The 14784-nt window shown below is 62.1% G+C and carries 9 protein-coding genes and 3 pseudogenes; 6 read left to right on the forward strand and 6 right to left on the reverse strand.

Features of this window, described 5'->3' with window-relative positions; genetic code table 11:
- Positions 1-17 precede the first annotated feature (17 nt).
- The 3 genes and pseudogenes from thrS to E4Q23_RS03190 form a co-directional block, all read right to left on the reverse strand.
- Positions 18-1936: pseudogene (gene thrS / locus E4Q23_RS03180) on the reverse strand (threonine--tRNA ligase).
- A gap of 219 nt (positions 1937-2155) precedes the next feature.
- Positions 2156-3373 (reverse strand): Card1-like endonuclease domain-containing protein, encoded by a 1218-nt coding sequence (locus tag E4Q23_RS03185; protein WP_169065287.1) that lies wholly within the window; start codon positions 3371-3373, stop codon positions 2156-2158.
- A 77-nt stretch (positions 3374-3450) separates the two neighbouring features.
- Positions 3451-4834: pseudogene (locus tag E4Q23_RS03190) on the reverse strand (IS1182 family transposase).
- Positions 4835-5064: 230 nt separating this feature from the next.
- On the opposite strand from E4Q23_RS03190, the gene E4Q23_RS03195 reads away from it, so the two are divergent.
- The 5 genes from E4Q23_RS03195 (at position 5065) to E4Q23_RS03215 (ending at position 9872) form a co-directional block, all read left to right on the forward strand.
- Positions 5065-5403 carry a hypothetical protein gene (locus E4Q23_RS03195; protein WP_169065288.1) on the forward strand — a complete coding sequence of 113 codons (339 nt, stop codon included), beginning with the start codon at positions 5065-5067 and terminating at the stop codon, positions 5401-5403.
- Positions 5404-5568: 165 nt separating this feature from the next.
- Positions 5569-6006, forward strand: a complete 438-nt coding sequence (locus tag E4Q23_RS03200; protein ID WP_291997172.1) for a c-type cytochrome — start codon at positions 5569-5571, stop codon at positions 6004-6006.
- Between the two features lie 250 nt (positions 6007-6256).
- Positions 6257-8095, forward strand: a complete 1839-nt coding sequence (locus E4Q23_RS03205) for a copper resistance system multicopper oxidase (protein WP_169065289.1) — start codon at positions 6257-6259, stop codon at positions 8093-8095.
- A gap of 26 nt (positions 8096-8121) precedes the next feature.
- Positions 8122-9318 (forward strand): copper resistance protein B, encoded by a 1197-nt coding sequence (locus E4Q23_RS03210; RefSeq protein WP_169065290.1) that lies wholly within the window; start codon positions 8122-8124, stop codon positions 9316-9318.
- A gap of 68 nt (positions 9319-9386) precedes the next feature.
- On the forward strand, positions 9387-9872 hold the full coding sequence (locus E4Q23_RS03215; RefSeq protein WP_423753301.1) for a cupredoxin domain-containing protein: 486 nt from the start codon (positions 9387-9389) through the stop codon (positions 9870-9872).
- Positions 9873-10121: 249 nt separating this feature from the next.
- Here the strand turns inward: E4Q23_RS03215 and E4Q23_RS25085 are convergent.
- Positions 10122-10283: pseudogene (locus E4Q23_RS25085) on the reverse strand (hypothetical protein); the annotation flags it as partial.
- Between the two features lie 350 nt (positions 10284-10633).
- On the opposite strand from E4Q23_RS25085, the gene E4Q23_RS03225 reads away from it, so the two are divergent.
- Positions 10634-11491, forward strand: a complete 858-nt coding sequence (locus E4Q23_RS03225) for an acyltransferase family protein (RefSeq protein ID WP_169065291.1) — start codon at positions 10634-10636, stop codon at positions 11489-11491.
- 73 nt (positions 11492-11564) lie between these two features.
- Here the strand turns inward: E4Q23_RS03225 and E4Q23_RS03230 are convergent, their stop codons facing one another.
- Together E4Q23_RS03230 and E4Q23_RS03235 are read right to left on the reverse strand one after the other, a co-directional pair.
- A complete protein-coding gene (locus tag E4Q23_RS03230; RefSeq protein ID WP_169065292.1) occupies positions 11565-11768 on the reverse strand; it encodes a hypothetical protein in 204 nt (67 codons plus the stop codon).
- A gap of 256 nt (positions 11769-12024) precedes the next feature.
- A partial coding sequence (locus E4Q23_RS03235) for an efflux RND transporter permease subunit (protein ID WP_169065293.1) occupies positions 12025-14784 on the reverse strand: 2760 nt, incomplete at its 5' end.

Here is a 14784-nt window from a genome sequence, read left to right on the forward strand (position 1 = left end):
CCTTGTGTCTACAGAAGTTAAGCCGTACCACTTCGCGCGGCCACTTCATCCAGAAGTTGCCCAGTCAGAGCCTCGATCGACATTTGTCCGAGATCCCGACCTCCGCGTGTGCGCACGGCCACCAGGTTCGCTGCCATTTCCTTGTCGCCAACGACGATCTGGTAGGGCAGCTTGTTCAAGCTATGTTCTCGTATTTTTATAGGTAATTTTTTTCGTTGCGCAAATCCGCCTCGACGCGCAGGCCGGCATTGCGCAGCGTCGCCGCCACCTGTTCAGCGTACGCGCCCTGCTTCTCCGAAATATTGAGCACCACCGCCTGCGTCGGCGACAGCCACAATGGCATTGCACCAGCATAATTCTCGATGAGAATGCCGATGAAACGTTCCAGCGAACCGAGGATTGCCCGATGCAGCATCACCGGGACATGCCGATCGTTGTCCTCGCCGACATAATGCGCATTGAGGCGCTCGGGCAAGGCAAAATCGAGCTGCAGGGTGCCGCACTGCCAGACACGACCAAGGCAATCCTTCAGCGAGAACTCGATCTTCGGGCCATAGAAAGCGCCCTCGCCCGGCTGCACCTCGAAGCTCCGACCCTTGGCCTTCAGCCCTTCGCCAAGGGCGGCCTCGGCGCGGTCCCACTGGGCGTCGGAACCAATACGCTTTTCTGGACGCGTCGATAGCTTGACGATGATGTCGGTGAACCCGAAATCGGCATAGACCTTCTCCAAAAGGTCGATGAAGGCTTCCGTCTCGGGCAGCACCTGCGCTTCCGTACAAAAAATGTGCGCGTCATCCTGCACGAAAGCGCGTACGCGCATGATGCCGTGCAAAGCCCCTGAGGGCTCGTTGCGGTGACAGGAACCGAACTCGGCCAGACGCAAAGGCAGGTCCCGGTAGCTGCGCAAGCCCTGATTGAAGATCTGGATATGCCCGGGGCAATTCATCGGCTTGACCGCGTAATCGCGATTTTCGGAAGCGGTGGTGAACATGTGCTCGGCGTAGTTGTCCCAATGCCCCGAGCGCTCCCATAAGGAGCGATCCATGATCATCGGCGTCTTCACTTCGCAATAGCCGTGCCGGCCGAGCAAACGACGCATGTACTGCTCAACTTCCTGCCAGATCGTCCAGCCCTTGGGATGCCAGAAAACCATTCCTGGTGACTCTTCCTGGAGGTGAAACAGGTCAAGTTGCCGACCGAGCTTGCGGTGGTCGCGCTTCTCGGCCTCTTCGAGCATATGCAGATACGCTTCCTGGTCCTCTTTCCTGGCCCACGCCGTACCGTAGATGCGCTGCAGCTGTTCGTTGCGATGATCACCGCGCCAGTAGGCACCCGCCAGCTTCATCAGCTTGAACACTTTCAGCTTGCCGGTGGACGGCACGTGCGGCCCGCGACAGAGGTCGACGAAATCGCCTTCGCGATAGAGCGATACCTCCTGCCCCTCGGGGATGGCCTCGATCAGCTCGGCCTTGTAGCGCTCGCCGATGGACTGGAAGAAAGCCACCGCCGCTGCGCGCTCCCAGACCTCCCGCTCGACCGGGATATCGCGCTTGGCGAGCTCGCCCATGCGCTTTTCGATGGCCGCCAGATCGTCGTTGGTAAACGGGCGCTGGTAGGCAAAGTCGTAGTAGAAACCGTTTTCGATGACCGGCCCGATGGTCACCTGCGCCTCCGGAAAAAGCTCCTTGACCGCGTAGGCCATCAGATGTGCGGCCGAGTGGCGAATCACCTCCAGGCCCTCGGGATCCTTCTCGGTGATGATGCCCAGCTGCACGTCGCCGACAATCAGGAACGAGGTGTCAACCAGACGCCCGTCGACCTTGCCGGCAAGCGCGGCGCGTGCCAGACCGGCGCCGATACTCTGCGCGACTTCGGCAACCGTCAGCGGCTGTGCGAACTCTCTTTGCGAACCGTCAGGCAGTGTAACAACCGGCATAAGGCAACCCCAGCACAAAAATGGAAAAGCGGGATCTGCGACCAGCGGCAGCAACAGCCGCGGAAGGGATCGCGCGGCCCGAGCAGCCGGATCCGCGAGGGCAGGATTCTAGCACAGCGCCCAGCGCCTGCGAAAAGCCAGCGCGGCGCCAGCAGCTGCCCCACCTCGCCGCTAGGCACGGGTGGCGCCGCCCGCTAGACAAGAGAGCGCCAACGGGCGTCACGACCGCGCAGGGGAAGCCTCGTCGAGATGCATCCAGTGCTCGATATCGCTACGCAGGTCCGCCAGTTGCTCGGGTTCGATGAGGCGGATACGGTAGGCGCGGGCGCGTTCGCGCGCCGCCGAACCGGTGCCGGGATGCAGTCGCCTGGCGGTGAGCAGCCAGGTTTCGCCCATCGCCCCGCCGACATGCCGACGCAGGCTGTCGAGACGGTTGAGGATGGCCTGACTACCGCCCTCGGTAGTGATCTGCACGCCGGTCTTGCATTCGAGTACCAGGAGCTGGTTGCGCCACACCAGCGCGGCGTCGAGTTCGTTGCCGGTGCCTTCCGGTGCGCCCTCGGCGTCGATGCGCACATTGGTGCCCCAGTGGCCGTCGGGTATCAAGCCATCGGCCTGCAAGCCAGCGAGCGTCAGCCAGACCCATTCCTCAAGCCAGCCGCCACCAGCGTAGCGGGTCAAGGTCTCGCTGCCGAAAGCGAAGTGACAGTCGCCGTCCCAGTGCCAGATACCAGCCTGTTCGAAGGCCCAGGCAAGCTGGTGGTGATTGGCGAAGAGCGGCCGTTCGGCGACGATTTCGCTCTGAAACGGACGGATGACCATGCCATCCGGACGCGTCTTTGGCAGAACTTCGCGGGTCAACCGGTTGACGTAACCGAAGAAGCCGCCGAGCTGCGCAGCGGAACACGCCAGATGCTCGGTCAGAAAAGCACGCGCGGCGGCGGCGAGGGCGAAATCGGCGCCCCAGGTGGGATCGGCGACGACGCGGTAACCCTGCATCTGCAAGAGGTCGCTCAGGCGCAGCATGTCCGGCGGCAAGGACAGCGGCTCGCCGCCACCCAGAGGCTCGAGCAGATCGTGGTGAGTATCGCAGTACCAGGCATCGCCCAGGCCGGCAAAGGCCCCGAGAAAGCCGAAGGACATCACCTTCGTCCCGCCACTGGCATTGAGGTCGATCGGCCAAGCAGGGAATTCGCGGCCCAGCGACGCCGCCAGTTCGCGAGCGTAGCTGCTGATGCGCCCGAGGTCGTGGTCGGGCGTGTGGCGAACGATACGCACCGCATCTTCCGCCCAGCCTGCTTCGCGCAGAACGCGACTGACCTGCAACGCACCCTGGCATGCCGGCTCGGCATCGCTGGCAGCGATGACCACCTGAGAGGTTGTGAATTTATTGCCTTCGCGCCAGTAGAGGCGAAGCTCCCCTGGTAACGCCAGCACGGGCCAGAATATGCCTAATTCATGATAATGATTGCCGTTGGCCCTTGATCTATCCTTTTTTTGCCTGTTTTCCCCGGTTACCCGGCGATTTGTGGAACAACGGACGTTCCTGTCCCGATCCCAACCAAGTGGGGTGCGAGCGTGACAGTACGCATCAGGTTATGTGCCAAGGCGAAGAGTAGGGCGACCGCCTTTACTTTCTTCAGCCCGCGAACCCGTAGTCGATTCAGACCCCGGTTGCGTGCCAGGGCATTCACGCATTCGGCCGTCGATGCGCGACGCTTGTAAATGATCTTGGCTTCATCACTGCCCATCCGCTGACGCCATTGGGCGACCGCCGGGCTGTCTTTGGGTTTCGGTTGGTGGATGTCGACTTCCGAGTTCCTGGCCTTGGGCACCGGGGCATAAACGGTCGTGTTGTCCGCGACTGCGTCGACCTGTCCATGGCCCGGATAGCCCCCATCAACCAGCCAGTTCTCCGGGACCTGGCCACAGCGTTCGCTGACTTGTTCGACCATCGGTACCATCTGACCTTGGTCGGTGCCGGCGGTAACGACCTCAACGCCGATGATCACCTGACTTTCGGTGTCGGCGGCGTACTGAAAGTTGTAGGCCGGCCGAAATCCCCCCATCGCCCATCTTCATGATCGTCGCGTCGGCATCGGTCGTCGAACTCCGGGCCTTATCCGGCTCCTTGCCCTGACCCTTCTTGATCGCCGCCAGTTCGGGCAACCGGTCCAGGGCGGCTTCAATGCGCGCCTCCCGTTCGGCCACCGCACGCTGCTGCGCCGCTTGGGTGCGTGCGCTTTCGCCCACGGGGTCGTCATCCAACTGGGCCTTGAGCTTGGCCACCTGTTGCCGCGCCTCTTCGCGACAAGCTTTAAGCGTCTCTTCCCGCCGGAAGGACGCCGCACCGGCACTGGCGCGTACCCGCATGCCGTCTTGCGCACACCCTTTGAGTTTGACCGCTCCCGCCGCCATCAGGCTGGCGACGTTGTCGGTCAGCAGATCGTCGAGCGCCTCGCCCTGGCGGCTGCGAAAATCGCACAAGGTGTGGTAATTGACTTGCACGCCACCACAAATCCACCGGTAGGCATCATGGGACTCGGTCAGACGGGCCACGGCCCGCCCACAGCCCACACCTTCCAGCGTCGCGTAAAGCCAGAGGGCATACAGAATTTCAGGAGCAATCGCCGCCCGTCCCACGCCACCCTCAGTCACTTTGATCCCGGCGTACAGTCCTTCCAGATCTTGTCGCTCGACGTAACCCCATACCAACCGTGCTCGATGTCCAGGCGGCAGCAGTGACTCCAGATCGCTGGCACGCCATTCAAGCTGCGTGCGGTTCGGCATCAAGACTCGCGCCAACGCCTTCGGTAGCGCTGCCTTCTCAGCTTCTGGCGCATTCACGTCCAACGGGGGCATAGCATCGTCGGGGAACAGGGCTTGCGTCACGGGCATGGTCGTCACCTGGAGTGTAAATGACTTCGTCATTATAGCCCAGGTGCGTGGCTTGGCGGTGGAGAGCGGGGAATATTTTCACAGACTCTGAGGCGACCCCAAGTAACAAGTAAGAACGCAGATGACAGAAATGTCATTCCCGTGACAGCTTGCCGTCGGTATTGATCATCGATACTCGTAAACGTAATGCATTGCCAACGACGAACCGCTAACCAAACCGAGGAATGGCCATGAAAACTCTGCCCCGCAAGATTCTGATGATCGCCTTGTCCGCTGCGCTGAGCGCACCGCTTGCCTTGCTGGCTGCCGAAAAAGCAACGCCGGCAGACTCGATGCACGACCAGATGCAGACCAGGATGCAGGCCATGCAGGCGCGTATGCAAGCCATGCAACAGACGGAAGGCGCAGCACGCATGCCGATGATGGCGGCACAAATGGACGACATGCAAGCGATGATGAAAGACTTCGGCGCAGGCTGTCCGATGGGCGGCGGCCAGGGCAACATGGGTATGCCGGGGCAGAAAGGGATGCCGATGATGCCCGGCATGCACGGCAGTCAAGCGAAATAGATCCAAGGAAGTCACATGATGCCCTGGCTGAAACGACTCCTGGACAGCTTTCGTGAATGGCGGAAAGCCAACGCAGAAGCGCATGCCAGGTCGACACCACACTCCTGCTGCTCGGCACCACCACCGGGGGCTGGCAGCCACCACGACCATCAAGGAAAAGCATAAGTGAGCAAGACCTTCAGTCGAGCGAGCGCGATTTCCGCAAACCATCGCCACAGCCACCTACAGCTTTGCCTGCTCGCGCTGTTCATCGTAGCGGCGGCAATCAGCCTGCCCGTCGCGGCGCAAAGCATCCAGGTGCCACAACCGAGCCCCGGGCTGATGCCCAACCCGGCAGCAGGCAAGGCCCTCTTCGAGAAAAGCTGCGCGTCCTGCCACGGCGCCAGTCTGCAAGGCAGCGACAAGGGGCCACCGATGCTAAGCAAAATTTACGAACCCTCGCATCACGGTGACGCCGCATTCCAGCTGGCGGTAAAAAGCGGCTCGCGTGCGCACCACTGGAAGTTCGGCGACATGGCGCCGGTTCCCGGCCTGACCCCGGACGACGTCGCACAGATCACCGCCTATGTGCGGCTCGAGCAGCGCAAGGCAGGCATTCAATAAGGCCATCCGCCGTCGTTGCAGGCCAAGCCGGATGTGTTGACCACTCGCTCCAGGGCCTCATCAATCGACAAGTACAGGCAATCAGACACGCAATCACAATTGTCGGCTTCAAAGCGACGCCGGCAGCGCCGACTGACCGGGCTTTAAAACCGCTGGTTTCGTGGTCTCGTAGTGGTGCGCTTATCGTCACGACCGCGCTGCTTCGCCACCGTGGACAGCTACGCCATTTCTGCTTGGAGACCATTGCAAAATGAGGAATCGTTTACCGTTCTCGCTCGCCGTTCCACACCCGCCGCGGCGGCGATTCGTTCAGGGGCTTGTGGCCGGTGGTGTCCTGGCGAGCCTGCCGTCCTTCGTTGGCACCGCTCTGGCGGCTGTCGGCCAGGGCTCGGCAACTGCAGCGCCGGTGCTGTCGGGAGAAAGTATCGATCTTGTAATCGCCGAGACTGCGGTGAACTTCACCGGCACGCCGCGCATGGCGACGACCATCAACGGTTCGATCCCCGCGCCCACCTTGCGTTTGCGCGAAGGTGATGCAGTCACCATCCGGGTCACCAACCGGCTGCCGGTAGCGACCTCGATCCATTGGCATGGCATCATCCTGCCCTACCAGATGGACGGCGTTCCCGGGATCAGTTTTGCCGGCATCGCGCCGGGCGAAACCTTCACCTATCGCTTCCGTATCGAGCAGAGCGGCACCTACTGGTACCACTCGCACTCCGGCATGCAGGAAATTACCGGCATGTACGGCACGATCATCATCGAGCCGCGTGACGGGGAAACGATCCGCGCCGACCGCGACTTTGTGGTGCAGTTGTCCGACTGGACCGATCAGGATCCGATGCAGGTGTTCGCCAAGCTCAAGACCCAGAGCGATTACTACAACTACCACCAACCGACTGCGGTCCAGTTTTTCCGTGACGCCTCGCGCGAGGGCCTGCAAGCGGCAATCAGCAAGCGCCAGATGTGGAACGAAATGCGCATGAGCCCGACCGACCTGGCCGATTTGTCGGCGGCAACGCTCACCTATCTGATGAACGGAACGACGCCGGCCGGTAACTGGACCGGCCTGTTCCGCCCCGGCGAGCGCCTGCGCTTGCGCTTCGTCAACGGCGCCGGCAACAGCTTCTACGATGTGCGTATCCCCGGCCTCAAGATGACCGTGGTGCAGGCGGATGGCGTGGATATTGAGCCGGTGAGCGTCGACGAATTTCGCTTCGGCCCAGGCGAAACCTACGATGTGATCGTCGAGCCGAAGGACGAGGCCTACACCATCTTCGCCCAGTCGATGGATCGCAGCGGCTATGCGCGCGGGACGCTGGCCGTGCGTGACGGACTGAGTCCGGCGGTGCCCGAGCTGGATGCCGTGGAGCAGTTGTCGATGTCCGACATGATGGGTGCGATGGGCGGCGGAATGGCCAGTGGCAGCATGGCCGGCATGGACCATGGGGCAATGGCAGGCATGGCAGGCATGGATCACGGGAAGATGGCCGGAATGAACCACGGCGCGATGGCCATGGATCACAGTAAGCACGGCATGCCGATGGGCGGGCTGGCGACTGCCAGCCAGATCGTGCGCCATGCTCGTACTGAATACGGCCCGAGCACCGACATGCGGGTGGACATGCCGCGAACCAATCTCGACGACCCCGGCGTCGGCCTGCGCAACAACGGCCGCAAGGTACTCACGCTCGCCGACCTGTCGACCATCGGCGGGCCGATGGACCCACGCGGGGCCGAGCGCGAGATCGAGCTCCACCTGACCGGCAACATGGAGCGTTACGCCTGGTCGGTCGACGGCCTCGAGTTTGGCCAATCCACCCCGGTGCATTTCAACTACGGCGAACGCCTGCGGGTCATCCTGCACAACGACACGATGATGACCCACCCGATGCACTTGCACGGCATGTGGAGCGAACTCGAATCACCAGACGGCCAATTCCAGGCGCGCCGGCACACGATTCCGGTACAGCCTGCACAGCGCTTGAGTTTCCTGGTCACGGCCGACGCGCTCGGTCGCTGGGCTTGGCACTGCCACCTCCTGTTCCACATGGACGCGGGCATGTTCCGCGAGGTGGTGGTGACATGAGCGCTTCAATCAAAAGGGAGAACACGATGCGGAAATTCAGCGCGCTGGCTCTGGGCATCGCCTTGTCGGGCGCCACTACCGCGTGGGCGCAATCAGCGCAGGCGGCGGACGAACACGCGGGACATCATGGCGCGCCGTCACCGGCGCCCGTCGCTGCACCAGCGATGCCAATGTCCGGAATGACGCACGAGCACATGGCAACTGGTGCAAAGCCCGATGCCGGGGATGGCATGAAGAAGGCGATGCCGGGCGCCGCTGCTGCCGATGATATGTCAGGCATGGCGGGCATGGACCACGGCGACATGAAAATGCAGGGTGGCACCCGTCCCGCTGCGACGCCAGCGATGCCGATGGATGGAATGAACCACGAAGCGATGAAAACTGGCGCCATGCCAGATGCCGACGGCGGCATGACGAAGACTCCTCCAGCCGCCGCTGCCGGCGACATGGTAGGTATGGACCATGGCGACATGAAGATGCAGGGTGGCAGCGCGCCCGCCGACACCCGCGACCCAAACGCGTACTCGGACGGCTATACGCTCGACACGGGGAAATATGCACTCCCCGGGCCGGAGCGCTTGCGCCTGGCGGACGAGCATAGTTTCGGTGCCGTGCTCTTCGATCGCCTGGAGCGTGTGTATGGCAACGACGGTAATGGCACCTCCTACGACGCACAGGCCTGGTTCGGCCGCAACTACAATCGTCTGGTGGTCAAGGCGGAGGGTGAATACGCCAACAGCAAGCTCGAAGACGCCCGTACCGAAGTCCTATGGGGGCACGCCATCGCCAGCTACTGGGACACACAGCTCGGTGTGCGCTTCGATTCGGGAGAAGGACCCAATCGGACCTGGGCCGCCTTCGGCGTACAAGGGCTCGCCCCCTACTGGTTCGAGCTTGACGCGACTGCCTACGTGGGCAATGAAGGACGTACGGCACTGCGCCTGAGCGCCGAGTACGAGCTGTTGCTCACGCAGCGCCTGGTCCTGCAGCCGCGCATTGAGATCAATGCTTACGGCAAGGATGATGTCGCCCGTGGCATCGGCAGTGGTGTCTCCGACGCCGTTGCCGGCCTACGCCTGCGTTATGAGATTTCCCGCCAGTTTGCACCCTACGTCGGCGTCGAATGGGCCGGCAAATACGGCCGAACCGCTGACCTGGCCAAGGACGAGGGCACACGAACCAGCGATACCCTGTGGGTTGCCGGCCTGCGCTTCTGGTTTTGACAAGGACGCAGGAGCCCGCGATTGATTTGCCCACTTACCGCAATTGAAGACAACGACCAGAGAGATCAATGACCATGAAGAAACCAAGCATCCTCCTTTTCCTGAGCCTTGCATCCGCCGCGGCGATGGCCGCTGGCGACCACCAGGGCGGCCATGCGATGCATGGTGACCAGCACGCGAGCACGGTCGGCGTCCCCGGGAAAGCGGCTGACGTTACGCGTACCATCGACGTGAACATGGACGACTCGATGCGCTTCGTTCCGGATCACGTCACGGTCAAGGCCGGCGAGACCGTCCGCTTCTTCCTCAAGAACCGCGGCAAGGTGCCGCATGAAATGGTCATCGGATCAATGGCCGAGCTCAAGGAGCACGCTGAAATGATGCGCAAGTTTCCCAGCATGGAACACGAAGAGCCCAACATGATCACCCTCAAGCCGGGTCAGCGCGGCGGCCTGATCTGGAAATTTGACCGACCCGGCAGCGTCGATTTCGCTTGCCTCATTCCAGGTCATATGGAAGCCGGCATGGTCGCCAAGGTGACGGTAAGCAAGTAAGCTCGAGCCAGCTCGGTGGCCATTGATCCTTCGAGTGCCCCGGCCAGTCGCTTGCGCTCGAAGGCCAGTGCTCTGTGTACCATGTTCTGAAGGATGGTGTCTCCGGGCAGGACGATCCGTTCCCTGCACAGCAGATCCACCAACTCGTGCAGGATATAGACCGGCCGACTGGCGATGTGCAGCATGCGCCTCGACGTGGCGCTTGCGGGCATGGTCCGAGACCGTGAGGTCGGCGACCGCCTTGTTGTCGAAGTAGCGCCGGCGCAGATAGTCGACGTCGTCGCGCACAGCCGGCAGTTCGAAGCGGAAGGAGTGCTGGCGAGCACGGAAGTAGCCTAGATGCAGCAGAAAGTGGATCTTGGTGTGGACCGAGCGGCGTTGATCGAGGGCCTCGAGCTCCGGTGCCGTCAGCGTAAAAAAAACAACGGCTTACAGTTTCTGTTTCTTGTGGAGGTAAAGAATTGGACGTACAGCGTCAGCCGTTTCCCGAGTGAGGCGTTAAGTCGCCATTACACACGAACGGAAGACAATGAGTTTTTCAGTAGCGATTGCCAGTTCCGGCGTGTACGTCAACAGCACGCCGATTGCGCAGGAGAAGCAGCGACAGCAATTCATTACTGCCCTGCGGGCCGTGGCTGCGATTGTCATTCTCTGGCACCACTTCGCACTCTATCCGCCCTTGCGGCAATGGGCGGCACCGCTGCTTGGCGATATGCTCGATTGGCTGGAATTCAACGCTCGGGCGACGCAGGTTTTTTTTCGTGGTGGGCGGCTACGTCATGGCGCTCAGCATGAGCCGGCAGAACTGGAACCTGAGAAGCATGCGTTCGTTCGTCGTCCAGCGCTACCTTCGGCTCGTCATCCCCTATCTCGGCGCCATTGCGCTGGCGGTTTCGAGTTACCTTGTCGCGCGCGGCTGGTTGCCCGATTCCGTGGTCGGAGAACCCGTCTCTTTGCCGCAACTCCTCGCGCACCTGTTCTTTCTGCAGGACATTCTGGGTTACGAGCAATTGTCGGCCGGCCTCTGGTTCGTCTGCATCAACTTCCAGCTTGGCCTCGTCTACGCTGCCGGATTGTTGCTACGCGACACGCTCGCCCGGGACAAAGCTCCGTTCGTTGGTCTCCTCGGCTGGCTGTTGGCGGCCTTTTCGCTGTTTTACTTCAACCTGAACGAAGCCTGGGATCACTGGTGGCTCTACTTCTTCCCCTATTTCTTCATGGGTATCGTCATCCAGCGCGCGGTGCACGTCGGCAGAAGCAGTCGGGAATTCTGGTTCTATCAACTACTGTTCGTCGCTGCCATGGTGTTCGAATGGCGCTGGCGCCTTTTGAGCGCGTCCGTCGTTGGCTTCCTCGTGTTCAGTTCGCTACGCTCGGGGTGGGGGCAGCACTGGCCCCACAGCCGTACGATCAGCTGGATCGGCAATGCTTCTTACAGCCTTTTTCTCGTCCATTTCCCGGTTTTGGTGATCGTCGCCACCGTGTGGACCCGGATGGACTGGACGACGCCTGCCGGGGCAGTAGTCGGCCTGGTGCTGGCGTTTGCTCTGAGCCTACTGACCGCCGGCCTGTTCCATCGCTGGATCGAACGTCCGGCGGGGCGACTCGGCCGCAGGTAGTGCGCGGAAAACTAGGGGGATGGGGGATATTGCGAACGCGAAGTTGGATGCTGCGGGGAGTCCTATGTTTTCGTCACCAGATCGGAACGTGAGTCGTCACCAGCGACAGTTCGGGATCGATCTCGACGGAGTGAAATGTGAGCCCGGCTCCTTTTACTTTCTTTTTGGGGGGTGTAGGCCGGAACCTCAGAAAACTCCGGCGTCCCAACTCAAGCCCGGCGATCAGGCGTGCGCCCTGGTTTCCGATCTCTATTTCGATGTCAGTGAGCCCGGTCAATTCCTTCTTTCCACCGACCTGTGCGATGGTCGAGCGTAGCTGGTGATAGGGGTTCGTGGAGCGACGGAACAGCGACGCGACTTAAGCGCTAGCCTTCACCCGCGGCGATCGATGCCCGCCACGCGCGCATCACTTTCCGAGATGCCGTTGCGGTCGTCTCGTGGCGTTCCGCGATCATCTGGAACGTCAGCGGTACTACTCGCAACGAGGCTGCCATACGCGAATGGCAGCGCCTTCGCCTGAGCGCCCGCCAAAATCAGCTTGTCTCCAATGGTAATGCCGGTGCCCTGGCCAACTCCCGCCGCAACTGCCACTGCTTGACCAACGCATACAGCGCCGGGATGACACACAGCGTCAGCACTGTCGACGAGACCATGCCACCGACCATCGGCGCGGCGATGCGACTCATGACCTCCGATCCGGTGCCACTCGACCACATGATCGGCAGCAGGCCAGCCATGATCGCCACCACTGTCATCATCTTCGGCCGCACGCGTTCGACGGCGCCTTCCATGATCGCGTGGTAGAGGTCGGCGGCGCTCGGATCAACCCCTTCGGCACGGCGTTTGGCGGTGATTTCCTGCCACGACTGATCGAGGTAGATGAGCATCACCACGCCGGTTTCGGCGGCCACGCCAGCCAGTGCGATGAAGCCGACCGCCACTGCCACGCTCATGTTGTAGCCCAGCCACCACATCAGCCAGATACCACCGACCAGCGCGAACGGAACGGAGAGCATGACGATCAGCGTCTCGGTCAGGCGCCGGAAATTGAGGTACAACAGCACGAAGATGATCGCCAGGGTCAACGGTACGACGAGGGCGAGCTTGGACTTGGCGCGCTCCATGTACTCAAACTGCCCCGACCAGGTGGCGTAATAGCCGGGCGGGAAAGTGACCTTGTCGGCGACGGCTTTCTGGGCATCCTTGACGTAGGAACCGACGTCGCGATCACGGATATCGACGAAGACGTAAGCGGCGAGCAGCGCATTCTCGGTCTTGATTCCCGGCGGGCCATTGCGCAGTTCGATGCTCGCCAGTTGGCCGAGCGGGATCATTCCCGCCTGGCTGGGCACGAAAACCTCATTGGCGATGCGTTGCGGATCGTCGCGCAGGGCGCGCGGGTAGCGCACGGTCACGTTGTAGCGTTCGAGGCCTTCGACGGCGGTGGTCACCACCGCGCCGCCGAGCGCGCTGCCGATCACCTGCTGAAAGTCACCGACGGTGATCCCGTAGCGGGCCAGCTGCTCGCGTTTCGGCGTGATGTCCAGGTAATAGCCGCCGGTGACCCGTTCGGCGTAGGCACTCGAGGTGCCGGGAACGTCCTTCACCGCCTGTTCGATCTCGCGGGCGACCTTCTCGATCACCGCCAGCTCCTTGCCGAAGACTTTCACGCCGACCGGCGTACGGATGCCGGTGGACAGCATGTCGATGCGCGCCTTGATCGGCATCGTCCAGGAATTGGCCAGGCCAGGAAACTTGAGCGCGGCGTCCATCTCGGCAATCAGCTTGTCGACGTTCATGCCCGCGCGCCACTCCTTCTCGGGCTTGAGATTGATCACCGTCTCGAACATCTCCATCGGTGCCGGGTCGGTGGCACTGGCGGCGCGACCTGCCTTGCCGTACACCGACTCGACCTCGGGGAAGGTCTTGATGATGCGGTTGGTGGTCTGCAGCAGGCGCGCGGCTTCGGTCACCGACATCCCCGGCAGCGACGCCGGCATATAGAACAGCGAGCCTTCGTTGAGCGTCGGCATGAACTCCGAACCGATGCGACTGGCCGGAAAGACGGTGACGGCCATCACCACGCCCGCCAGCAGCAGGGTGACGATCTTGTGGCGCATCACCGCCTGGATGATCGGCCGGTAGACCCAGATTAGGAAGCGGTTCACCGGATTCTTCTGCTCGGGCATGATCCGCCCGCGAATAAAGAACATCATCAGCACCGGCACCAGCGTCACCGACAGGACCGCTGCGCCGGCCATGGCGAAGGTCTTGGTGAAGGCCAAGGGGCTGAACAACCGCCCTTCCTGACCCTCGAGGGTGAACACCGGCAGGAAAGAGACGGTGATGATCAGCAGCGAATAGAAGAGCGCCGGCCCGACCTCCTTGCAGGCGCGGATCATGGTCGCCGCGCGATCGTGTTTGGTGGCGTGCGACGGCAGGTGTTCGAGTCGCTTGTGGGCGTTCTCGATCATCACGATCGCCGCATCGACCATCGCCCCGATGGCGATCGCGATACCGCCCAGACTCATGATGTTCGAACCCATGCCCATCGTACGCATGGCGATGAAGGCAATCAGGATGCCGATCGGCAGAGTCAGAATGGCCACCAGCGCGCTGCGCACGTGCATCAGGAAGATCACGCAGACGGCACCAACGATCAGGCTTTCTTCGAGCAAGGTCCATTTCAGGTTGTCGATGGCGCGTTCGATCAGTTTCGAACGGTCATAGACGGGAACGATCTCGGTTCCCTCCGGCAGGCCCGGCAGCAACTCCTCGATCTTGGCCTTGACGTTGGCGATCACGTCGAGCGCGTTCTGGCCGAAGCGGGCCATGACGATCCCCGAGACCACCTCGCCCTCGCCGTTGAGTTCGGTGATCCCGCGCCGTCCGGCCGGGACGATCTCGACGCGGGCGACATCGCGCACCAACACCGGTGTGCCGCCGTCACTCTTCAGCACCAGCGTCTCGATGTCGGCGACCCCCTTGAGGTAGCCGAGCCCGCGCACCATGTATTCCTTCTCGGCCAGCTCGACGACGCGACCGCCGACGTCGCGGTTCGATTCGCGAATCACCTGCGACAGACGTGCCAGCGAAACGCCATAGCTGGCCAGCCGGTGCGGGTCGACGATGACCTGATATTCCTTGACGAAGCCACCGACGCTGGCCACTTCGGCGACGCCACCGGCCTTGGTCAGCTGGTAGCGGACGTACCAGTCCTGCACGCTGCGCAAGTCGGCCAGCGATTGATCCTTGCCGGTCAGCGCATACTGGAAGACCCAGCCGACGCCGGT

It is taken from the genome of Candidatus Accumulibacter phosphatis (assembly GCF_012939955.1).
Classification (GTDB): Bacteria; Pseudomonadota; Gammaproteobacteria; order Burkholderiales; family Rhodocyclaceae; genus Accumulibacter; species Accumulibacter delftensis.

Bases quoted from the DNA above. Each gene is read 5' to 3' on its own strand.
- E4Q23_RS03210 (WP_169065290.1), top strand. From the start codon at position 8,122: ATGCGGAAATTCAGCGCGCTGGCTCTGGGCATCGCCTTGTCGGGCGCC.
- E4Q23_RS03215 (WP_423753301.1), top strand. From the start codon at position 9,387: ATGACCATGAAGAAACCAAGCATCCTCCTTTTCCTGAGCCTTGCATCC.
- E4Q23_RS03195 (WP_169065288.1), top strand. From the start codon at position 5,065: ATGAAAACTCTGCCCCGCAAGATTCTGATGATCGCCTTGTCCGCTGCG.
- E4Q23_RS03205 (WP_169065289.1), top strand. From the start codon at position 6,257: ATGAGGAATCGTTTACCGTTCTCGCTCGCCGTTCCACACCCGCCGCGG.